This window comes from Micromonospora sp. NPDC049102, assembly GCF_043197485.1.
Lineage (GTDB): Bacteria > Actinomycetota > Actinomycetes > Mycobacteriales > Micromonosporaceae > Micromonospora.
Genome location: NZ_JBICTE010000016.1, coordinates 1 through 19,492 on the forward strand (window position 1 = coordinate 1; position 19,492 = coordinate 19,492).

The window sequence follows — 19,492 nt, forward strand, 5'->3', positions numbered from 1 at the left end:
ACTGGCGCCGTCACCGGCAAGCCCAAGCGAAAGCCAGCCACTACCGCAAACGACTCGAAGCCGCCAAAAGTAACGAACCTCCGTAGCAGTACTAGGTGGTGCCGTCGAGCCCGTCAGATGCCGTTGGTGGGGTCACCGATCACCCCACTGCGTGGCCCAGCTCCATTCCTGGTTCAGCTTGCCATTGCACCGGAACTGCAGAAGCTCCGTACCCGGGGCCGAGTCTTCGTTCTTGACGGTCAGGCACTTCTTGCTCTTCTTGTTGACAATCGTGTAGTTCGCCGTCAGGTGCCATACCTCGTTCGGCTCCCCGGTGCAGGCATGCTGGATGACGGGGGCGTTGTCCGTCTCCAGAGCGTTCAAGACTGTGAGGCACATGCCGTTGCCCACGTTCCAGATCTCCCAGTCGCCGCCACCCAGGTCCTCGGCCCAGAACTGATCGTTCGACCTTGCTGGGTTGTGGCAGGTATAGATGATCAACGTGACGGGGTTGAGCGTTCCGTTGGGAACGTTCATGCACCTGAACGGGCCGTCGACTGACGACGCACCTTGAGCGAGGACTTGATACGGCCCGTACAGCGTGCCGGCCTTCGCGGGTGATTGAACGAACAGCACTGTCGCCATGAGCACCACGAAGCTGACCATGGCAGTGAAGAATCGGTTTGGCACGCAGGTTCCCCCTGGTAAGGATCGACTTGATCTACAGTGGGTGTCGATCTTAGCTTGATCGATGTTAGCTGCGCGACCTCCGAATGATCATCACGCGCAGATGCGCCCGCCCGACCAGGGCCTGGCGACGGGGTCGACGCCCGACTCGACAAGGCCGGCGAGATCGGCGCGGTGCCGATCGACTTCCGCCGAGGCGACCCGGTCGAGCAGATCCGCGCCGACCGGGCCCGGACCGGGCTTCCGCTGGGTGAGGAGAAGCCGGGCGGGGTCGACAAGGTCATCGACGCGGTCGGGTTCCAGGCCCGCGGCCGGGAGCACCCCGACCGGGAGTCTCCGAGCCAGGTCATCTCGGATGCGTCCCGGCTGGTCGACGCCGCTGGCGCGATCGCCGTCGCGGGCGTCTACCCGGACCGGAACCCGCACCCCGGCCCCGGCGCGGACGGCCGCGAGAACCTGGTCGCGCCGTGGGGTGCGCTGTTCAGCAAGGGGGTCGCGGTCCGGTTCGGTCGCACCCATGACCGCCGCTACACGGTGCTGCTGCGGGATCTGGTCGTCGCGGGCCGAGCCCGCCCCAGCATGATCGTCACCCACCACGGCACCCTCGCCGACGCCGCCGCGCTCCATTGGAGCTTCGACCGGCGGGAGCACGGCGTGATCAAGGCGGTGCTGCACCCACGTTGACGGGTCGTCGGTCCCGATCTGCGAGTGGCGGTCGGCCGTGACGAACCGCGCTTAACGGACGCTAGGGCGTTCACCTGCCGTCGGGTGCCGTCGTCTCAAGGTGGCAACCGTCGATGCGTCGCGCCGAGAGAGGCGTGGGTCACACCAGCCGCCTGAGGGCCGTGGTGGCACCTGGCGTACGGTGGTGGGCCGACGCCCGATCAAGATCGTTGAATGGCGCGGAGTGTGCGCTGCGCCACCCGATGACGTGTCCTGAGCGCGTCTTGCCTGGTGGGAAAGCTGTGGGTAACGGCCGGGGTCGATCGGCGTGTTGTTGCAGGTAGGCGCAGGTGTCGCGGCTGATCCGAGGGCTCCGGGAGGGCGCTGTGGCAGGCGAACACTGTGCTACATCTATATTGCCGTATTGTTACCTTTTCAACAGCCGCTCGCCTTGCGGATGGCCCTTCGGCCGCAATACGATGCCGTCAACAACAAACCAAGTGAAGGTTCAACCTTCCGGAGGCAACCGATGACGTTGGCGAGGTGGTACGAGCGATGAGCGACGTGCCGACCCTCCTTGAGATGCGTTCCATCACCAAGGAGTTTCCCGGAGTCAAGGCCCTCTCCGACGTCAACCTCGTGGTTCGCGCCGGCGAGATCCATGCCATCTGCGGTGAGAACGGTGCTGGCAAGTCCACGCTGATGAAGGTGCTCAGCGGGGTCTACCCGCACGGCACCTACACCGGCAAGATCGTTTACCAGGGGTCGGAGAGCAAGTTCTCCGACATCCGGGCCAGCGAGAACGCCGGAATCGTGATCATCCACCAGGAGCTCGCGCTCATTCCAGGGATGTCGATCACCGAGAACATCTTCCTCGGTAACGAACCGCGCAAGCGGGGTGCGATCGACTGGAAGGCCGCGAACCGGATGGCGCTCGACCTGATGGCCCGGGTCGGTCTGGAAGAGGACCCGGACACCCTGATCAAGGACATCGGTGTCGGCAAGCAGCAGCTCGTGGAGATCGCCAAGGCGTTCGCCAAGGACGTGAAGCTGCTCATCCTCGACGAGCCCACCGCGGCTCTCAACGAGGCCGACTCGCGCCACCTGCTCGACCTGCTGCGTGGGTTCCGGTCCCGCGGCGTCACCTCGATCATCATCTCGCACAAGCTGAACGAGATCGAGGCGATCGCCGACCAGATCACGATCCTGCGCGACGGCCGGACCGTGGAGACCCTCGACGTCAAGGCGGACGGGGTCGACGAGGACCGGATCGTGCGGGGCATGGTCGGCCGCGAGCTGAGCAGCCGGTTCCCGGACCACACCCCGAAGATCGGTGAGGTCTTCTTCGAGGTCCGCAACTGGAACGTGCGCCACCCGATCTCCGCCGACCGGCAGGTCTGCAAGAACGAGAACTTCGTGGTGCGCCGCGGCGAGATCGTCGGCTTCGCCGGTCTCATGGGCGCGGGCCGCACGGAGCTCGCGATGAGCGTCTTCGGCCGCTCCTACGGGGTGTACGAGTCGGGAACGATCATCAAGGACGGCAAGGAGATCGTCCTGAAGTCGGTGGCGGACGCCATCGACCACGGGCTCGCGTACGTCAGCGAGGACCGCAAGGCGCTCGGCCTCAACCTGCTCGACGACATCAAGACGTCGACGGTGGCCGCCAAGCTGTCCAAGATCTCGCACCACGGCGTGCTGGACGAGGTCGAGGAGTACCAGGCGGCCGAGGCCTACCGCAAGGAGTTGCGGACCAAGGCCCCGACGGTCGACGAGGGAGTCTCCAAGCTCTCCGGCGGCAACCAGCAGAAGGTCGTCCTGGCCAAGTGGATGTTCAGCGACCCGGACCTGCTGATCCTCGACGAGCCGACCCGTGGCATCGACGTGGGCGCAAAGTACGAGATCTACGGCATCATCCAGCGGCTCGCCGACCAGGGGAAGGGCGTTGTCGTCATCTCCTCGGAGCTGCCTGAGCTGATCGGGCTCTGCGACCGCATCTACACCGTGTTCGAAGGCGCCATCACGGGCGAGATCGCTCGGGCGGACGCGGACCCGGAGACCCTCATGAAGCAGATGACCTCGACGAAGAAGTTGGCCACCCGATGAGCCGTATCAAGGACCTTCAGAAGAACCTGTTTGGAGGCACGACCTCCAACGCCCGCCAGTTTGGGATGATCTTCACCCTGGTGGCGATCGTCCTGATCTTCCAGATCTGGACTGATGGGCTGACGCTGCGGTCGGACAACCTGATCGCGCTGTTCCAGCAGAACTCGTACATCCTGATCCTGGCCATCGGCATGCTCATGGTGATCGTCGCCGGGCACATCGACCTCTCGGTCGGCTCGGTAGCGGCGTTCACCGGCATCCTGGTCGCCAAGTCGATGACCGAGTGGAATCTGCCCTGGCCCGCTGCCATCGTGTTCGGCCTCGCCATCGGCGCGGTGATCGGCGCCTGGCAGGGCTTCTGGGTCGCCTACATCGGGGTGCCGGCGTTCATCGTCACCCTGGCCGGCATGCTGCTCTTCCGCGGCGGCAACCAGTTCATCGGCAACGCGCAGAGCATCCCGGTGCCGGAGGGCTTCCGGGAGATCGGCTCCGGCTTCCTGCCCGAGTTCGGCCCGGACACCGGCTACAACAACGCGACGCTGCTCCTCGGTCTGGCCGCCGCGCTGGCGGTCGTGTGGCGCGAGCTGCAGGCCCGCAAGACCCGCCGAGCCATGGACGCCGACCCGGCGCCCCTGTGGATCTCGATCCTGCGGATGGCCGTCATGGTCGGTGTGATCGCCTTCGCGGCGCTGCGCTTCGCCAGCGGTCGCGTCGGCACCAGCTTCCCGATCTCGGGCATCATCCTGGTGGCGCTGGTCATCGCGTACTCCTTCTACACCCGCAACACGGCCGGTGGCCGGCACATCTACGCGGTGGGCGGCAACTCCCGGGCGGCCGAGCTGTCCGGCGTGAAGCTCAAGCGGGTCAACTTCCTCGTCATGATGAACATGTCCGTCCTGGCCGCGCTGGCCGGCATGATCTTCGTGGCCCGTTCGCAGGCCTCCGGCCCGCAGGACGGCAACGGCTGGGAGCTGGACGCCATCGCCGCGGTCTTCATCGGTGGCGCGGCCGTCGCCGGCGGCATCGGCACCATCAGCGGCTCGATCGTCGGTGGTCTGGTCATGGCCGTGCTCAACAACGGCCTCCAGCTCGAGGGCGTGGGCACCGACAAGGTCCAGATCATCAAGGGCCTGGTCCTGCTGCTGGCCGTCGCGATCGACGTCTACAACAAGAGCCAAGGGCGCTTCTCCATCATCGGAAGCCTGATGCGGCCGTTCCGCCGCGAGGACTCCACCCCACCCGCCTCACCGCCGGACGCGGAGCGCGAGCCCGCCAAGGCAGCGGTGTCCGGCTGACGGCCACCAACCTCTCCACCCGTCTCACATCCAGAAAGGCAAGTCCTCACCATGCGTAAATTCTTCGGCACGTCGGTGGTGGCCATCAGCGCCGCCGCCATGCTGGCCCTGGCCGGCTGCGGCTCCGGCCGTGACGGCGACGACTCGGGCTCCAAGGGCGGCGACGCCAAGGGCTTCGCGGCGAACTCGCTGATCGGTGTGGCCCTGCCGGCCAAGACCTCGGAGAACTGGGTCCTCGCCGGTGACCTGTTCACCAACGGTCTCAAGGAGGCCGGTTTCCAGGCTGACGTGCAGTACGCCGGCGCGTCGACCACGGTTGCCGACCAGCAGGCCCAGATCACCGCCATGACCACCAAGGGCGCCAAGGTCATCGTCATCGGCGCGACCGACGCCGCGCAGCTGGCGACCCAGGTCACGGCCGCTCACGCCGCCGGTGCCAAGGTCATCGCGTACGACCGCCTGATCAAGAACACGGCAGACCTCGACTACTACGTCGCGTTCGACAACTTCAAGGTCGGCCAGCTCCAGGGCCAGGCCCTGCTGGACGGCATGAAGGCCAAGAAGCCGAACGGCCCGTACAACATCGAGCTGTTCTCCGGCTCGCCGGACGACAACAACGCCGCTGTCTTCTTCGACGGCGCGATGAGCGTGCTCAAGCCGGAGATCGACAAGGGCAACGTCGTCGTCGCCTCGGGTCAGAAGGACGTCAAGCAGACCGCCATCCAGGGCTGGAAGGCCGAGGGTGCGCAGGCCCGCATGGACCAGCTGCTGACCTCGACCTACGGCAGCAAGGAGCTGGACGGCGTCCTCTCCCCGAACGACACCCTGGCCCGCGCCATCCTGACCTCGGTCAAGGGTGCTGGCAAGCTGACCCCGATCGTCACCGGCCAGGACTCCGAGGTCGAGTCGGTCAAGTCGATCGTCAAGGGCGAGCAGTACATGACGATCAACAAGGACACCCGCAACCTGGTGAAGGAGACCATCAACATGGTCAAGGCTCTCCAGGCCGGCAACGCCCCGCAGGTGAACGACACCAAGTCCTACAACAACGGCAGCAAGGTCGTGGACACGTTCCTGCTCCCGCCGGTCGCCGTCACCAAGGCGAACGCGGCCGAGGCGTACGCGAACGACCCGAAGCTCGCGCCGCTCACCAAGTAGTCACCGCACGGTAGGCAGCACCGCCGATGGGTCCCGGGTCTCCTCTTCCGGGACCCATCGTCGTCCGTGCCTCGTCGTCCACCCGGCACCGCTCGAAGAAGGAGGTCTGACCGTGGCAACACCGGTGCGGTCCAGGCCAGCCGGCGCCGGCCGCAACCTCGACACCCCACTGCCTCCGATCCCCGGTGCGAGCCAGGAGGAGATCCGGCGGCAGAACCTCGGCGCCGTGCTGCGGTACGTGCACCTGCACGGGCCGACGTCGCGGGCCGAGCTGACCAGCCGCCTCGGCCTCAACCGCAGCACCATCGGCGCCCTCGCCGCCGACCTGACCGCCAGCGGTCTCGTCACCGAGGAGGCACCGACCACGAGTCGCCGCGCGGGCCGTCCCTCCCTCGTGGTCAGCCCCCGTTCCGACCGGGTCTACGCGCACGCGCTCAGCATCGACGCGGACCGGCTGCGGGCGGCGCGCATCGGCCTCGGCGGTCGCATCCTCGACCTGCGGGAAGTTCCCCGTCCGGGCGGCATGTCGGCCGTCGACGCCGTCCGTCCGCTGGCCGACCTCGTCCGCGGGATGGAGCGCACCACGGCCGCCGGCGCGCTGCTGGTCGGGGGAGCGGTCGCCGTCACCGACACCACCCGGGACGCCGACGGCGGACTGCGGATTGTCGGCGTCGAAGAGGGCCTCAGCGCGGCACTCGAGGCCGAGCTCACCGCCTGCCCCGGCTTCGTGGCCGGGGACCTGGCCGACATCGCGGGCCTGGCCGAGCACATCCGGGGCGTGGCGCCCGGCATCGACGACCTCATCTACCTGCACGGTGACCTGGGCATCAGCGCCGGCATCGTGGTCGGTGGCCGCCTGATGATCGGTCACCGAGGCCACAGCGGCAAGGTCGGTCACATGGTGGTCAACCCGAACGGACTGCCCTGCGGATGCGGTTCCCGCGGCTGCTGGGAGACCGAGATCTCCGAGGCCGCGCTGCTGCGGCACGCCGGCCGTGATCCCGACGACCGCGCGGCCGTCGCCGACGTCCTGCGCGCGGCGGCGGACGGCGACCCGACCGCCCTCGCCGCCGTCGAGCAGGTCGCCGACTGGCTCGGCTTCGGTGTCGCCAACCTGGTCAACGTGGTCAACCCCGACGCCGTGGTGTTCGGTGGCTCGCTGCGCGACATCTACATCGCCGGCGCGGACACCGTGCGGCGGAGGCTGGACGCCATGCCGCTGCCGGCCTCCCGCGAACACCTGCGGCTGCGCGCGGCGGCGCTCGGCCGTGACGCCGTCCTGATCGGGGCGGCCGAGTTGGCCTTCGACAAGCTGCTGGCCGACCCGCTCAACGTGGGCGTCGCCGGTCCGTCGAATCCCGCCGAGTCGGTCTAGGGAATCTCCCGCACCACGCTGGTGCCGTTGCCCGTCCGGGACTCCCACACCCAGGACTCGTGCAGCTCCAGGCGACCGTCCGTGAGTACCCGCACCTCAGTCGCGCAACGGCCGGTGGACGTCTGCCCCTCGGCGTTGAGCTGGACGTAGCGGAAGTCCAACCGGTCGCCCGCACGGGTGCCGACGAGGTAGCCGCGCCGGATCGACCCGCCGGCGTACTCGGCCCAGATCTCACCGGCCCGCTCCCGGTACGCGAAGACCGTCTCGGTGCCGACCTCGCCGGCCACCACATCCGCCACGGCGGCGAATCGCCGACCGTCCAACGAGATCGTCATGCCGACGACGCTAGTCGAGTCGGCGCTCCCGGCCGAGGCTGGCGTCGTCGGCGATCACCCACCCGTCTACGCGATCCGGCGTACCCGACGCACGGCGAGGTAGAGCAGGAGTACGGCGAGGGCCACGAAGATGCCCGTCTCGATGCTCTGGAACAGCCAGAAGCGGTCCGCCGGCTGGTACATCTCCCAGTTGTACGCGCCCGGCCCGAGACCCAGGTCGGCGCCGCAGGCTCGACCGTCCGGGCCCTTGCCGCCCGGCGGGCACTGGATGCGGGTGTTCTCCGCGACCATCGTCCCGTCGGCGTCGCGGATTCCCACGGCGAGAACCCAGTTGCCCCGGTCGCCTTCCGGAATCCCGCCCCCCTCGATCGGGAAGGTCTGGGTGCGGGCGGGCTGGTAGTGCGGTCGGGCCAGGATCTCCACCGCCGCCCGTACGCCGATGTACCCGGCCAGGGTGATGCCCATGGCGGGCAGCATCCGCTTGAAGACGGTGCCGGCGAAGATGCCGAGCGCCACGGCGAACAGGGTGTACCCGATCGGCACGATGCCCTGCAGGTCGAAGACGATCACGCCGAGTCGACCCTCGTGCGCTGCCTTGGTGAGGGGTTCGACCCACCACGACATGCCCAGTCCGTAGCCGACCGCGAGGAGCACGACGGCGCCCCCGACCAGCCCGAACTTCACCAGCGCCCAGCGGGTGCGGCCGACGCCCTGGGTCCAGACGAACCGGTGCGTGCCCTGCTCCACCTCGCGCGCCACCAGCGGTGCGCCCCAGAACAGGCCGACCAGCACCGGCAGGGTGATCAGCAGCACCGCCACCAGGTTCAAACTGTCGTACCGGTCGCTGAAGCGGCGCAGGCCCACCTCACAGGTCTGTGCGGCAGTCTCGCTGAGGGTGGACGGGCGTAGACACTCCGCGAGTCCGAGGTCGGCGAAGGTGTGCCGCATCGACAGGCCGATCGGCACCAGCACCGCGGCGAGCACCAGGAATCCCAGCAGGGTGTAGAACGCCAGCTTGCGGTGTTGCCGCCAGGTCAGCCAGATCATGCCGCCACCCCCCACTCGCTGTGACTGGTCTGCGCGACGCCGTCGGCGAGGTAGGCCAGGACGACGTCCTCCAGGCTGACCTCGCGCACCGTCCAGGCGGGGTCGGTGACGGGACCGTCGGTGCGTACCAGCAGCGTGGACTGCCGGTCGGTGTGGCTCGCCCGGACCACGTGCGCGACGCCCCCGATCGGACCGCCGTCGTGCCGCGGGCCGACGAGCTGCCGGTGCCCGGCGACCAGGTCGTCGACCGAGCCGGTGAGCTGCACCTGGGCGGCGTTGAGCACGATCAGGTAGTCGCAGACGCGCTCCAGGTCGGCCAGCAGGTGCGAGGAGAGCAGAACGGTGGTTCCGGAGTCCGCCACGCTGCCCATCAGCGACTGGAGGAACTCCCGACGGGCCAGCGGATCGAGGCTGGCCACCGGCTCGTCGAGCAGCAGCCGGGGTTGTTTGGCCAGTGCGAGAGCGAGTGCCACCTGGGCCCGTTGCCCGCCGGAGAGTTTGCCGACCGGCTTGTCGGGTGGTATCCCGAGCTGCGCCAACCGGGTCCGGGCCAGCGCCGCGTCCCATCGCCGGTTCAGCTTGCCGCCAGCGACGACCAGCTCGGCAGCGGTGAAGTCCCGGTACAGCGGGGTGTCCTGGGCGACGAACCCGATGTCGGCCAGCCCGTCCGTGTCGCCGTACGGCGACCTGTCGAACACCCGCACCGCGCCCTCGTCGGGCTTGAGCAGCCCGACGGCCAGGTGCAGCAACGTGCTCTTGCCCGCGCCGTTGGGCCCGACCAGCGCGGCGATCCGGCCGGCCGGCAGGTGCAGCGAGCAGTCCCGTAGCGCCCACGTTCCGCCGTACCGCTTGCCCAGCCGGTCGGCCTCCAAGACCATCTCCATCCTCTGTCCTCTCGTACCGCTCACGCGGGTTCCTTTTCTGGGGCGTCGTCGGTGAGGGTGGCGCGCAGCGTGGTCTCGACCAGGGCGACGACGTCCTCGGCCGTGAGGCCGGCGGCCCGCGCCCGCTGCAACCACGCCACGAGGTCGTCGCGCAGCTCGGCCTGGTTGGGCAGGGACGCGCCGGCCAGGGTGCGCTGCACGAACGTGCCCACCCCGGGTCGGCCGCCGACCAGACCCTCAATCTCCAACTCCCGGTACGCCTTCAGCACCGTGTTCGGGTTGATCGCCAGTGACTGGGCGACGTCCCGAACCTTCGGTAGCTGATCGCCGGGTGCGAGCAGACCGACCCGCAGCGCCTGCTTCACCTGCTGCACGAGCTGCATGTAGGTGTTCACCTTCGACCGGCTGTCCAGCACGAACTCGATCACTCGCGATGATCCTTCCTTTTGTCCTACGACAGTAGGACTAATAGACAGCTTGGTTGGACCGAGGGCGGCTGTCAAGCGCGAGGCGACCGTGGCACCCGTGGGCCAGCCCTCCGGAAAGGGAGCAGGCACGCGATCCGTACCCGAGGGGAGGTGCTCGATGGTCACCAACGAACTCAGGGCGACGACGGCGACGCCGCTACCACTCGTCGCGCCGCATGACGAAGTTGTACGAGAGGATCACCACGGCCAGCGCGCCACCGAACGCGGCGCCTGAGGCGACGATGGCCTCGCCTGTGCTCTGCTTGGTCGCCCAGTTGATCCAACCCACTGCCATGCCGATCAGGCTCGCCGCCAGTACGGCGACGACCAACAGCAGTACGGGGTGGCGACGTTGTTGCCCATCGAGGGGTGCACCTCCGTGTAGACACAGTGATCCCTTGTGGATCCCGCATCAGCCACGGGGCGTGGCAGGATCTTGCGGTGGCCACCTATGACGTCGCACGGCGCGATCACCGCCCACGCTTCATCGGTCAACTCACCACAACGCGCCACCAGCACATCGTCAACGATCATGCGTGACACGATCGGCAGGACGGACCCTGGTCGGTCCCACCCGAACAGCGTCGATCGCGGGCAGGGGCGGATCAGCGAAGCCGCTCGTTCTTGGGGACCGAACGCCAGAAAAACCCGGCACTCCTCCGGGCTTTCTCCCTCGGCGAGGCTCCGGGAGCCCGGGTCTCGGCACCCCAGGGGCGACCCGGAGGCGTTGCTCGTGGGGCTACTCGTCCTCGTCCACCGGGCGGGGGCGTCGGTGTTCGGCGATGTACTTCTCTACATCAGCCTTGAGCCAGATCGCACCGACCGACAGCCGGGCGTAGGGAGCCGGGAAGTGTGGCGACTGCTGAATCTGGCGGAACCGTGAGCGGCCCACCCCGAGCATCGCCAGGACCTCGCCCGCCGCGACGAGTTCGCCCGGTCCATCTGCCATGCGAACGAAGGTAGACCGGCCGTGACGGGTCAACATGAATGCGCTCAGATAGGCGCGCCAGGGTTGACAGGGGGGTAGCGTCCGGGATGGGATCTGGTTACGCCCGTCCCGCGCAAGGCGGAGCCCGGCGGCGACGGGTGCCCTGCCCGAAACACCCCCGGAGGCTGGAGTGGAACAGGAACAAGAGGTAGAGCGGCTACGCGAGTGGGTGAGCCAGCTTGAGGCGTCACTCCTGGATGCTCGGCGAGAGCTGTTCGACGCCCGGGGCCGGCTGGCCGCCACCGCGCGAATAACCGAAGACCTCGAGCGGGTCCAACGAGCACCTGGCGTCATCTTCGGAACCGTCAACTCGATCATTCACAGCCAGTCGTCGTCCCTGCGCTGGCCTGGCCGATCGTCGCCGGTCCGCTACCTGGGGGTTCAGCAGTGAGCGGCCAACGGCACGCCCCGGTCCGGCCGTTCTGGTTCTGCGCGTCCTGCGTGCGCCCCTGGCCGTGCGAGCAGGCGAAAGTCGAACTGGTGGCCGACTACTCGGACGAGCCGAAGCTGCTCGGGGTGGACATGGCCGACTGTCTGACTGAGGCGAGCCGGGACCTGACCGACCTGTACTGGACCGCACCCGACCCGGTGGAGCACTACGGCCGGTTCTTGGGCTGGGTCAAGCAGGCCTTGGCCGCCCGCCGACTCCGCGACTCCGGTCGTGTGCTGTGCCGCCCCACCTGTGGGGCAGTTCGACAGGCACCGCCGACAACAGTCACCTCCACTGGTTCTGAGCGACGGGCCACCCGCCGGTAGGGCGGGGGCGCCGCCGTATCCGGCAGGCGCGCTCAGGTACGGCGGCCCTCGTCCCGGGCGGGGATCTCCTGACGCTGTTCGAGGGCGTCCGCCGGGTTGGCGTCGGCCGGCAGCGACGTCACCTCCTCCAGAGCGCCGTCCGGCAGCGCGCCCTGCTCGGCCAGGTCGGCCTCGGACGCCTCCGGGTCCACGTCGCCGGAGGCCCGGTCCGGCGGTCCCACGTCGAACGCGTCCTGCCGCTGCTCGGCGGCGTCGGCCTCCGGAGGAGGGAACTGATAGCCCTGTTCGTCCCGGTATGTGCTCATCGAAGCCTCCTACCCGGCGGAAGTCGACATGACGCCGGGCCGCTGCCTACCCGCCGCCGTCGCACTCACGCCTGGCGCACCACCCGCGCGGCGACGGCCTCGACCGTCTCGGGATGCCTCGCCAGCAGCCCGGCCACCCCGCAGTGCTCGGCGGGAGCATCGTCGACCGGCAGCCACCCACCGTCGTACCCGAGCAGACCGGAGATCGCGTCGACCACCTCGGGATGCGCGGCGAGGAGGACGCCGACCCGCCGCCGTGGCGCGGCGGCGGCGCGCTCGTCGCTCGCCCGCGCGTCCGCCCGCCCGGAAGGCGGGGAAGCCACCCACGGCGGCACCCAGGAATCCAGCTCCGGCAGCGCCTCCGGGAAGGTGCGTCCAGCCTCACGGATCAGGAGCGGAACCAGCTCCGGGCCCTGCTCCCGCAGTGTCGTGATCAAGGTCGGCAACCAGGGCAGCAGCACCGGATCGGGCAGTCGGGCGAAGGCCGTGGAGATCGTCTCGACGACGAACGGCGCGAGACCCGGCACCGGTTCCAGCGCGTGCACGAATCCGGCCAGATACTGCGGGAAGGCCGGCACCACCAGCGGGTTGGCCAGCAGCTCGGCACACCGGGCCCGCAGATCGGCCACCGGCAGCAGGCCGAGCTGGTGTCGGCCCGCCCAGAGCAGGGCGACCTTCGCCGGCGCCCTCGGGTGCGACTGCGCGACCGCCAGTTCCAGCTGCGATCGGTCGCAGCCCAACGACAGCGCCAGACCCTCCATGGAGAACAGGAAGCCGAGCATCGCGCCGACCTGCCGCACGTTGGTCTCGTCGCTGGTGATCGCGGTGGGCAGCAGGGTGCAGTAGTGCGCGTACCCGGTCGTCACGAACGCCTCGCACCAGGCCGGCAGGGTCGGCGCGGTGGCCCGGTGATGCGCCAGCAACCGTCGGATGCGGCGCAACACGTCGGGAGCGTCGTCGACGGTGCGCGCGGTGGCGAGCAGATCCACCGCCCGCGCCCCCAGCTCGTCGACCAGGCGCGGGCTGTCGAGCAGCCGGATCGCGTCCTCGACCGCGGCCAGGGCACCGGCGGCGGTGGCGTCAGGGCCACGCACCGCCCGGCGCAGTCGTTGCTCCAGGACCTGCTCGACGGTCACACCCTCGTAGCCCAGCTCGATCAACGCCCGCTGATGGTGACCGAGCGCCAGGTCCCAGCTCTCCTGGACCGAGCGCTTGCCGAGCCGCCGCTCACCCATGATCGGGCGGACCGCGGCCGGTGGCAGCAGATGACGCAGGATCCACAGCAGGTCCGAGCAGCGGGCCAACGCCGGCTCGGCGTTCAGGTCCAGCAGCGCCCGCTGGACGGATCGCTTCTCCAGGGCCAGGCCGAGCGGTTCCAGCCGATCGAACACGTCGCGGGCCAGCGGCGGCAGAGCGTCGTAGCCGACCTGACCGATCCGGTCGCCGCCCAACAGGATCTCGCAGAGCCGCCGGACGTCCCGCCGGCCGGGCACCACGTCCTTCTCGATGCAGGTGACCGCGGCGTCGGCGAAGTCGTACGGGGTGGGCCGGGCCCGGTTGCGCAGACCGGCCAGCAGGACCGACGTCTCGAAGACCGCGATCGCGTCGGCGGTGCTCGCCAGGTATCCGTTGCGGCGGGCCAACCGGACGATGTCGACACACCAACCGCGCAACTCCGCCTCGTCCAGGCCGTCCAGGCGCGGTGGCGCGGCGAGGAAGCCGGTGAGTCGGTCATCGACCGGCCCGGCGGGGGAGGGGACCGTCGTGGCCCGGCCGCGCCGCCCCCGGACGGTCGAGGTGCGTTGGCCGCCGAGCTGGTACGGCGACAGCCCGTGGCGGCGTACCTCCTTGGCCCAGGTCGCCGAGGCGATCGACACCGAGCCGGACGCCAGCCCGAACTGTGCCTCGATCGCCGAGTGGCTGGACGGGATCAGCCCGTACCGCCAGCGGGTGTCGGTGCGCGGGGTGATCTCGAAGTCGTCCGCGATGGAGCCCAGCCCGAACTGCTCGACCCGGCTGGCGGCGTGGAACGCGCCGCAGACGTAGAGGCAGTCAGCCGGATCGACGCCGGAGGTGGCCAGGTGCTGACGCATCCGCGTCCACATGTACCGCTCGCGGTCCTCGTCGCGATCGAGCCGATCCGCGTCGGCCGGGCGCAGCCGCCGGAACAGGCTGCCGATCAGCACCATCACCTGCCGGTACGTGTCGTGGTCGGCGTCGGCCAGCGGACGTTCCACGTACTGGTCCCACCATTCCGACCAGTGCCGCACCTTGCCGTGGTGCAGCAGGTACGCCTCCAGCTCCGTGAACCGGGGTCGCAGGTCGCCGATCTCCACCCCGACCGCGTCGCCGTGCAGTCCGGACTCCTCCCCGACCGCGCCGCTCGCGCCGGTCGGCTGGTCGCGCGGCGACCACTGGAAGACGTGGTCGGTGGAGCGGTCCACCAGCACCAGCTCGACGCCCGGGGTCTCCAGCGCGTACGCGATGGCCTGGTATTCCGCCGACGCCTCGGTGATCGGTGCGACGACGCTGAGCGGCCCCCAGTCGGCCGGGAAGCCGGACAGCTCCGACGCGAACGCCTGCACCGCCACCGGCAGGCGGCAGTTGCGCAGCTCGCCGAGCAGCGGCTGGAGATCCTCGCACAGCTCCAGGTAGATCACCCGGGGCTGTTTGGCGCGCAGCCGGCGCACCATGGCCAGCGCGGAGGCCGGCGAGTGGTGGCAGACCGGGAAGATCTCCAGCCGCTCGCCGAGCGCCCGGTCGACATCGTCGACCATGCCGGCGAGGATCGCGCCGAGCGCGTCGGGGGAGCCCGCGAACGCGGTCGCCGCATCGGTGAGCTGCTCGCGGAGCGCGCCGAACGTGCCGGCGACTGTCGATGCGGTCACGAGAGGGACGCGATCGCCTGACGACCGCCGTCCAGGAAGCCCGCCCAGCCGTCGTCGTCCTTGCGGGCCCGTGGCTCCACGACGCCGTGCAGGTACTTGTTGAGGATTGCCAGGTCTTCCGGGCTGCGGCGGGCCAGCGACCCGACCAGCGACCCGGCGAGCGTCGCCGCGCGCAGCGTACGGTCGCCGAAGAACTGGCTGTGCAGGATCGCGTCCTCCAGCACGCCGATCTGCTCGGCGGTCGACAGCGCCGACTCCAGCTTCTCCTCGTCGCTCGTGGCCGCCGCAGCACCGGCGCGCAGGTCGGCGAAGCTCTGCAACAGGATGTCCAGCAGGGTGGGCGGCACGTCCAGCTCGATGCGGTGCCGGCGCAGCAACTCCTCGGTGCGGAACCGCACGATCTCGGCCTCGCTGCGTTTGTTGGTCACCACCGGAATCCGGACGAAGTTGAACCGCCGCTTGAGCGCCGAGGAGAGGTCGTTGACGCCCCGGTCACGGCTGTTCGCGGTAGCGATGATCGAGAAACCGGGTTGGGCGAAGACGATGTTGTCCTGGTCCAGCTCGGGGATGGCGACGTACTTCTCGGACAGGATCGAGATCAGCGCGTCCTGCACGTCGCTGGTCGAGCGGGTCAACTCCTCGAAGCGACCGACCACGCCACGCTCCATCGCCGTCATGATCGGCGACGGGATCATCGACTCCCGGGACTGGCCCTTGGCGATCACCATGGACACGTTCCACGAGTACTTGATGTGGTCCTCCGTCGTGCCGGCGGTGCCCTGTACGACCAGGGTCGAGTTGCGGCAGATGGCCGCGGCCAGCAGCTCGGCCAGCCAGCTCTTGCCGGTGCCGGGGTCACCGATCAGCAGCAGGCCCCGGTCCGAGGCGAGGGTCACGATGGCGCGTTCGACGAAACTGCGGTCGCCGAACCACTTCTGCGGGATCTCCCGCGACAGGCCGTCGGCCCGCTCCGACCCGAGGACGAACAGCCGGACCATGCGCGGGCTCAGGCGCCACGAGAACGGCTTCGGACCGGTGTCGACCGACTCGAGGAAATCCAGCTCGTCGGCGTACGTGACCTCGGCGGGGGCGCGCAACATCTCGGACATGAGGGACTGCTCTCCTAGGTGAGGAAGTTCTTCAGCTCGACGACGAGCTTGCGGATGTGGCCGGAGACGACCGGGGTGCCCTGGTCCTTCAAGCGTTGCCGGAACCAGGGGTTGACGCTCTGCTGGCCCGAGCTGCTGACCGAGCCCACCGGAATAACCTTGGCGCCGGAGCGGTGGACGGCCTGCAGGCCGTCGAAGACCGCGTGGTGGTTGACCTCGTAGAAGTCGGAGATCCACACCAGCACCGTGTTCTTCGGCTCGGCGATCTTCGGCCGGGCCAGCGTCAGCGCCGCCGTGCCGTCGGTGCCGCCACCGAGCTGGGTACGCAGCAACACCTCGAACGGGTCGTGCACCCACGGGGTGAGGTCCAGTGCCCGGGTGTCGTACGCGATCAGGTGCACGTCCACCTTCGGCAGGCCGGCGAAGATCGAGGCGAGGATCGTGCAGTTGACCATCGCGTCGACCATCGAGCCGGACTGGTCGACCACGACGATGAGCCGGGACGGTGTGGTGCGCCGTGCGGTGTGCCGGTAGTAGAGCCGGTCGACGTAGAGCCGCTCGTCGTCCGGACTCCAGTTGGTCAGGTTCTGCCAGATGGTCCGGTCGAGATCCAGGTTGCGGAACACCCGCTTGGGCGGCACCGACCTGTCGAGCGCGCCGACACTCGTCTGTTGCACCTGCGTCCGGAGCACCTCGGCGACCTCGTCGACGAAGCGCCGGATCAACGCCTTGGCGTTGGCCAGCGCCAGCCCGGACAGGTTGGCCTTGTCCCGTAGCAACTGCTCGATCAGCGACATGCTCGGCGTCAGCTGGCTGGCCAGCGCGGGGTCGGCAAGCACCTCCCGCAGGTGCATCCGCCGGACCAGGTCACCCTCCAGTCCAGCGAGGGTGCCGCCCAGCCCGCCGCTCTGGCGGCGCAGCTCGCCGGGCTCGCAGCCGAGTGCCTGCTCGAACCAGCCGGCGTCGGACTGCCACCGGGCCAGCTGGTTGGCGCTGACCGGGCCGGAGCCGGTGGCGAACACGTTCAGCAGCACCTTCGACACCAGCGCGGCGCGGCGTACCTCGGCCAGGCCGGGCCGATAGTCCGGAGCCTCGCCCGGCGGGTCATCGGCCGGAGTGGCGTCGTCGGATTCGGCGTCGCGAGGCCCGGAACCCCTCTGTTCAGCGCCGTCCGGCCCGTCTTCGCGCGGCCCGTCGTCTCGTGGCTCGGCGTCGGTGGGGGTGAGCAGGCCGCGCAGCTCGGCCGCGAGGGTCGGGAAGCGCTGCACGATGGTGTCCACCGAGACGGCCGGGTCCAGCAGCGCGGCGGGCAGCCCGAGGTCGTCGACCACGGCCACGCTCGCCGACTCCAGGCTGGGCTGCTCGTCGTGGTCGAAGAGGCGGGACAACAGCCGCCAGTAGAGGACCTGACGGCGGTTGGCGTCGGCGAACCCGCCGGTGGGGATCGGCGTGGTCATCGGCGCAGCAACCGTCCCGCGCGTTCGCGCAGCACGGCCACGGCGTCGCCCGCCCGCGCCTCCTCCTTGGCGATCTTCGGATCGGTGACGCCGCACGCCCAGTCGCCGTTGTGCGCCTGCACCGTCCGCCGCTTCACCGTGCCCAGCACGGCCAACGGCTGGAGCTGCCACCGGCCGTCGTCCCAGCGCAGGAGCCCCAGGCAGGCGGACGCGGTGGCGACCAGGTCGACGGTCAGCGGACCGGAGGCCGGCAACCTGTCGACGGCCAGCGGTATCCGTTCGCCGTCCACCTCGACGGCGAGGGCGCCGGCCTCGCCCCGGATCACGGGTCCCTCCACGAGGACGGGCTCGGCGATGCCCGCCGGGTGCCGGTCCAGAGGGTCGGTCGCGGCCGTGGTCGCGGCGGGCAACAGGACCCGGGCGGTGGCGAACGGGTCGGCGGGCTCGTCGAGCCGGACCCGGTCGTCGACCCAGCCCAGGTCGCCGCCGCGCAGCGGCAGGTCGGTCACGGTCAACGCCCGCTTGTCGGCCAGCGCGGTGAGCAGCGCCGGATGGTGCGACAGCAGCCGCCAGATCGCCGGACCGACGATGGTGTCGACCTTCGCCGCGGTGACCGCTGTGCGGACCAGCCGCGCCGGGCCGCCGTCCGCCGGCTCCAGGATGGCGTGCAGTTGGACCTGCACCGCGGTGTCGTGACTGTGCACGTCCACACCGAGCGGCAACAGTCGCCCGGAGACCGAGGGCGTCGCATCGGGCGGTGGCGTGCCCTCGGCGAGCAGGACGCCGCGAGCCCAGAGATCGGCCCACCGACGTGCCGGCACCTGCGCCATGGTGGCGACCGGGACGCAGGCCCGCAGCTCGGCGGCGAGCCCGTCGAGCAGCACCGCGAGGCGTCGTAGCTCCGGCACGAGGAGGCTGGTCTCGACCACCCCGGCGGCGACGGAGAGCAGCTCGTGGTCGACGCCCCGCCAGCCGGTGAGCGCCACCTCGTGCCACCACGCCCGCGCGCCGGCGAGCGCCGCCGGCGCCTCGGCAGGCACGCTGGTCGGTGTCGTCCACGGCGACCGCGTGCGGCCGAGTGTCTCGTCGAGCTGACCGAGCAGGGCATCGTGTGCCGCGCCGAGCAGCGCCGAGCGCGCTCCGGCGAGCGCGGCGAGGTGCTGCGGGGCGACCGACCCGGCGATGACCGCGTCGACCGCGACGGCCACCGGGCCGCCCAGTGGCGTGCCGGTGAACGCGTCGGCGAACGCGGTCAGGGCGGAGGCGCCCCGCTCGCCGACCCGGCCGAAGCCGTCGACGAGGGCGTCGTCGAAGCCGGCCACCACGTCGAGCGCGTCGGTCAACCCGGCCGGGGCCGCACGCAGGGGCGCGACCTGGGCGCCGCGCATCAGCGGCCGACCCGGGTCGCCGGGAACCAGTGCAGCTCCGGCTGCGGGGCCGTGCTGACGGGAACCTCCAGGTAGGCGAGGTGCCGCAGGAAGCGGCTGAACACCACCGCCGCCGACGCCGGCTCGGGCTGACCGTCCAGCCGGGCCAGCAGCTCCGCGCCGCTGGCCACCCCGTCGCCGAGGTCGACCCGCAGGTAGCGTGCGACCCGGTCGGCCCCGTACTGGACAAGCGCCTCGTCCGCGAGGGCGTGCAGATGCTTGCACGCGGTGGCGCGCAAGCCACCGCACGGTCGGTTGTTGTTGGTGCTGCACTGGTAGGCGTGCGTGTCGGCCGTCATCGAGGAGACGTAGACCCGCTCGACGTCCGACCCGCTGGAGACGACGCCCTGCAGGCGTCCGTCGGCCAGCTCGACGAAGGGCACCTTCGCCAGCTTGCGGGGGCGGGCCGGCGGCAGCACCGCCACCACGCTGCGCCGCCGCCAGTCGGCTTCGTCGGCGTTCGTCACGTCACGGCCTCCCACATCGAGAAGAATCCAGGGTGGTGCGCGCGCGGCCGGCGTCGGCGGCGCTGCGACGACACGATCATGGACCACGGGTACGACAGATCC

The 19,492-nt window shown here is 69.9% G+C and carries 20 protein-coding genes; 6 read left to right on the forward strand and 14 right to left on the reverse strand.

Annotated elements, in window-relative coordinates; translation table 11 throughout:
- Positions 1-132 precede the first annotated feature (132 nt).
- Entirely contained in the window at positions 133-645 is a 513-nt protein-coding gene (locus tag ACGFH9_RS17190) for an RICIN domain-containing protein (RefSeq protein ID WP_393219986.1), read from the reverse strand.
- 195 nt (positions 646-840) lie between these two features.
- On the opposite strand from ACGFH9_RS17190, the gene ACGFH9_RS17195 reads away from it, so the two are divergent.
- The 5 genes from ACGFH9_RS17195 (at position 841) to ACGFH9_RS17215 (ending at position 7,260) form a co-directional block, all read left to right on the forward strand.
- Positions 841-1,350 carry a hypothetical protein gene (locus ACGFH9_RS17195; RefSeq protein ID WP_393219988.1) on the forward strand — a complete coding sequence of 170 codons (510 nt, stop codon included), beginning with the start codon at positions 841-843 and terminating at the stop codon, positions 1,348-1,350.
- 534 nt (positions 1,351-1,884) lie between these two features.
- Positions 1,885-3,432, forward strand: a complete 1,548-nt coding sequence (gene mmsA, locus ACGFH9_RS17200; RefSeq protein ID WP_393219991.1) for a multiple monosaccharide ABC transporter ATP-binding protein — start codon at positions 1,885-1,887, stop codon at positions 3,430-3,432.
- Complete coding sequence (mmsB, locus tag ACGFH9_RS17205) at positions 3,429-4,727, forward strand: multiple monosaccharide ABC transporter permease (protein ID WP_393219994.1); 1,299 nt, start codon at positions 3,429-3,431, stop codon at positions 4,725-4,727. The genes mmsA and mmsB overlap by 4 nt, the downstream gene beginning before the upstream one ends.
- A 51-nt stretch (positions 4,728-4,778) precedes the next feature.
- Positions 4,779-5,885, forward strand: a complete 1,107-nt coding sequence (locus ACGFH9_RS17210) for a substrate-binding domain-containing protein (RefSeq protein WP_393219995.1) — start codon at positions 4,779-4,781, stop codon at positions 5,883-5,885.
- Positions 5,886-5,997: 112 nt separating this feature from the next.
- Positions 5,998-7,260 (forward strand): ROK family protein, encoded by a 1,263-nt coding sequence (locus ACGFH9_RS17215; protein WP_393219998.1) that lies wholly within the window; start codon positions 5,998-6,000, stop codon positions 7,258-7,260.
- On the opposite strand, the gene ACGFH9_RS17220 is transcribed toward ACGFH9_RS17215, so the two are convergent.
- The 7 genes from ACGFH9_RS17220 to ACGFH9_RS17250 form a co-directional block, all read right to left on the reverse strand.
- Positions 7,257-7,595 carry a hypothetical protein gene (locus ACGFH9_RS17220; protein WP_355247683.1) on the reverse strand — a complete coding sequence of 113 codons (339 nt, stop codon included), beginning with the start codon at positions 7,593-7,595 and terminating at the stop codon, positions 7,257-7,259. The two genes, ACGFH9_RS17215 and ACGFH9_RS17220, sit on opposite strands and share 4 nt — an antisense overlap.
- Positions 7,596-7,661: 66 nt before the next feature.
- Positions 7,662-8,642, reverse strand: coding sequence for an ABC transporter permease (locus tag ACGFH9_RS17225; RefSeq protein ID WP_393220001.1), 981 nt, complete (start codon positions 8,640-8,642; stop codon positions 7,662-7,664).
- Complete coding sequence (locus ACGFH9_RS17230; protein WP_393220004.1) at positions 8,639-9,526, reverse strand: ABC transporter ATP-binding protein; 888 nt, start codon at positions 9,524-9,526, stop codon at positions 8,639-8,641. Before ACGFH9_RS17230 ends, ACGFH9_RS17225 begins: the two co-directional genes overlap by 4 nt.
- A 20-nt stretch (positions 9,527-9,546) precedes the next feature.
- The gene (locus tag ACGFH9_RS17235; protein WP_393220007.1) at positions 9,547-9,954 is read right to left on the reverse strand and encodes a GntR family transcriptional regulator; all 408 of its coding nucleotides are present in this window, start codon (positions 9,952-9,954) and stop codon (positions 9,547-9,549) included.
- Between the two features lie 196 nt (positions 9,955-10,150).
- Entirely contained in the window at positions 10,151-10,288 is a 138-nt protein-coding gene (locus ACGFH9_RS17240) for a hypothetical protein (protein WP_393220010.1), read from the reverse strand.
- A 5-nt stretch (positions 10,289-10,293) separates the two neighbouring features.
- Positions 10,294-10,527: a hypothetical protein gene (locus tag ACGFH9_RS17245; RefSeq protein ID WP_393220012.1), complete on the reverse strand. Its 234-nt coding sequence runs from the start codon at positions 10,525-10,527 to the stop codon at positions 10,294-10,296.
- A gap of 205 nt (positions 10,528-10,732) precedes the next feature.
- Positions 10,733-10,942, reverse strand: a complete 210-nt coding sequence (locus ACGFH9_RS17250) for a helix-turn-helix transcriptional regulator (protein WP_393220014.1) — start codon at positions 10,940-10,942, stop codon at positions 10,733-10,735.
- A 426-nt stretch (positions 10,943-11,368) separates the two neighbouring features.
- Here ACGFH9_RS17250 and ACGFH9_RS17255 point away from each other — a divergent pair, with 426 nt between their 5' ends.
- On the forward strand, positions 11,369-11,737 hold the full coding sequence (locus tag ACGFH9_RS17255; protein WP_393220017.1) for a flavin reductase: 369 nt from the start codon (positions 11,369-11,371) through the stop codon (positions 11,735-11,737).
- Between the two features lie 32 nt (positions 11,738-11,769).
- Here the strand turns inward: ACGFH9_RS17255 and ACGFH9_RS17260 are convergent, their stop codons facing one another.
- The 6 genes from ACGFH9_RS17260 to ACGFH9_RS17285 all read right to left on the reverse strand — a co-directional run bounded on the left by ACGFH9_RS17260 (position 11,770) and on the right by ACGFH9_RS17285 (position 19,351).
- Positions 11,770-12,042, reverse strand: coding sequence for a hypothetical protein (locus ACGFH9_RS17260; protein WP_393220020.1), 273 nt, complete (start codon positions 12,040-12,042; stop codon positions 11,770-11,772).
- Between the two features lie 65 nt (positions 12,043-12,107).
- Complete coding sequence (locus ACGFH9_RS17265; RefSeq protein ID WP_393220022.1) at positions 12,108-14,930, reverse strand: DUF5682 family protein; 2,823 nt, start codon at positions 14,928-14,930, stop codon at positions 12,108-12,110.
- On the reverse strand, positions 14,927-16,039 hold the full coding sequence (locus ACGFH9_RS17270; RefSeq protein ID WP_355624672.1) for an AAA family ATPase: 1,113 nt from the start codon (positions 16,037-16,039) through the stop codon (positions 14,927-14,929). The genes ACGFH9_RS17265 and ACGFH9_RS17270 overlap by 4 nt, the downstream gene beginning before the upstream one ends.
- A 14-nt stretch (positions 16,040-16,053) precedes the next feature.
- Positions 16,054-17,496 (reverse strand): VWA domain-containing protein, encoded by a 1,443-nt coding sequence (locus tag ACGFH9_RS17275; RefSeq protein ID WP_393220025.1) that lies wholly within the window; start codon positions 17,494-17,496, stop codon positions 16,054-16,056.
- Positions 17,493-18,884 carry a hypothetical protein gene (locus ACGFH9_RS17280; protein WP_393220027.1) on the reverse strand — a complete coding sequence of 464 codons (1,392 nt, stop codon included), beginning with the start codon at positions 18,882-18,884 and terminating at the stop codon, positions 17,493-17,495. Before ACGFH9_RS17280 ends, ACGFH9_RS17275 begins: the two co-directional genes overlap by 4 nt.
- The gene (locus ACGFH9_RS17285; RefSeq protein ID WP_393220218.1) at positions 18,884-19,351 is read right to left on the reverse strand and encodes a hypothetical protein; all 468 of its coding nucleotides are present in this window, start codon (positions 19,349-19,351) and stop codon (positions 18,884-18,886) included. Before ACGFH9_RS17285 ends, ACGFH9_RS17280 begins: the two co-directional genes overlap by 1 nt.
- Between the last annotated feature and the right edge of the window lie 141 nt (positions 19,352-19,492).

Bases quoted from the DNA above. Each gene is read 5' to 3' on its own strand.
- ACGFH9_RS17190 (WP_393219986.1), bottom strand. From the start codon at position 645: ATGGTCAGCTTCGTGGTGCTCATGGCGACAGTGCTGTTCGTTCAATCA.
- mmsA (WP_393219991.1), top strand. From the start codon at position 1,885: ATGAGCGACGTGCCGACCCTCCTTGAGATGCGTTCCATCACCAAGGAG.
- mmsB (WP_393219994.1), top strand. From the start codon at position 3,429: ATGAGCCGTATCAAGGACCTTCAGAAGAACCTGTTTGGAGGCACGACC.
- ACGFH9_RS17210 (WP_393219995.1), top strand. From the start codon at position 4,779: ATGCGTAAATTCTTCGGCACGTCGGTGGTGGCCATCAGCGCCGCCGCC.
- ACGFH9_RS17220 (WP_355247683.1), bottom strand. From the start codon at position 7,595: ATGACGATCTCGTTGGACGGTCGGCGATTCGCCGCCGTGGCGGATGTG.
- ACGFH9_RS17225 (WP_393220001.1), bottom strand. From the start codon at position 8,642: ATGATCTGGCTGACCTGGCGGCAACACCGCAAGCTGGCGTTCTACACC.
- ACGFH9_RS17230 (WP_393220004.1), bottom strand. From the start codon at position 9,526: ATGGAGATGGTCTTGGAGGCCGACCGGCTGGGCAAGCGGTACGGCGGA.
- ACGFH9_RS17240 (WP_393220010.1), bottom strand. From the start codon at position 10,288: ATGGCAGTGGGTTGGATCAACTGGGCGACCAAGCAGAGCACAGGCGAG.
- ACGFH9_RS17245 (WP_393220012.1), bottom strand. From the start codon at position 10,527: ATGATCGTTGACGATGTGCTGGTGGCGCGTTGTGGTGAGTTGACCGAT.
- ACGFH9_RS17250 (WP_393220014.1), bottom strand. From the start codon at position 10,942: ATGGCAGATGGACCGGGCGAACTCGTCGCGGCGGGCGAGGTCCTGGCG.
- ACGFH9_RS17260 (WP_393220020.1), bottom strand. From the start codon at position 12,042: ATGAGCACATACCGGGACGAACAGGGCTATCAGTTCCCTCCTCCGGAG.
- ACGFH9_RS17270 (WP_355624672.1), bottom strand. From the start codon at position 16,039: ATGTCCGAGATGTTGCGCGCCCCCGCCGAGGTCACGTACGCCGACGAG.
- ACGFH9_RS17275 (WP_393220025.1), bottom strand. From the start codon at position 17,496: ATGACCACGCCGATCCCCACCGGCGGGTTCGCCGACGCCAACCGCCGT.
- ACGFH9_RS17280 (WP_393220027.1), bottom strand. From the start codon at position 18,884: ATGCGCGGCGCCCAGGTCGCGCCCCTGCGTGCGGCCCCGGCCGGGTTG.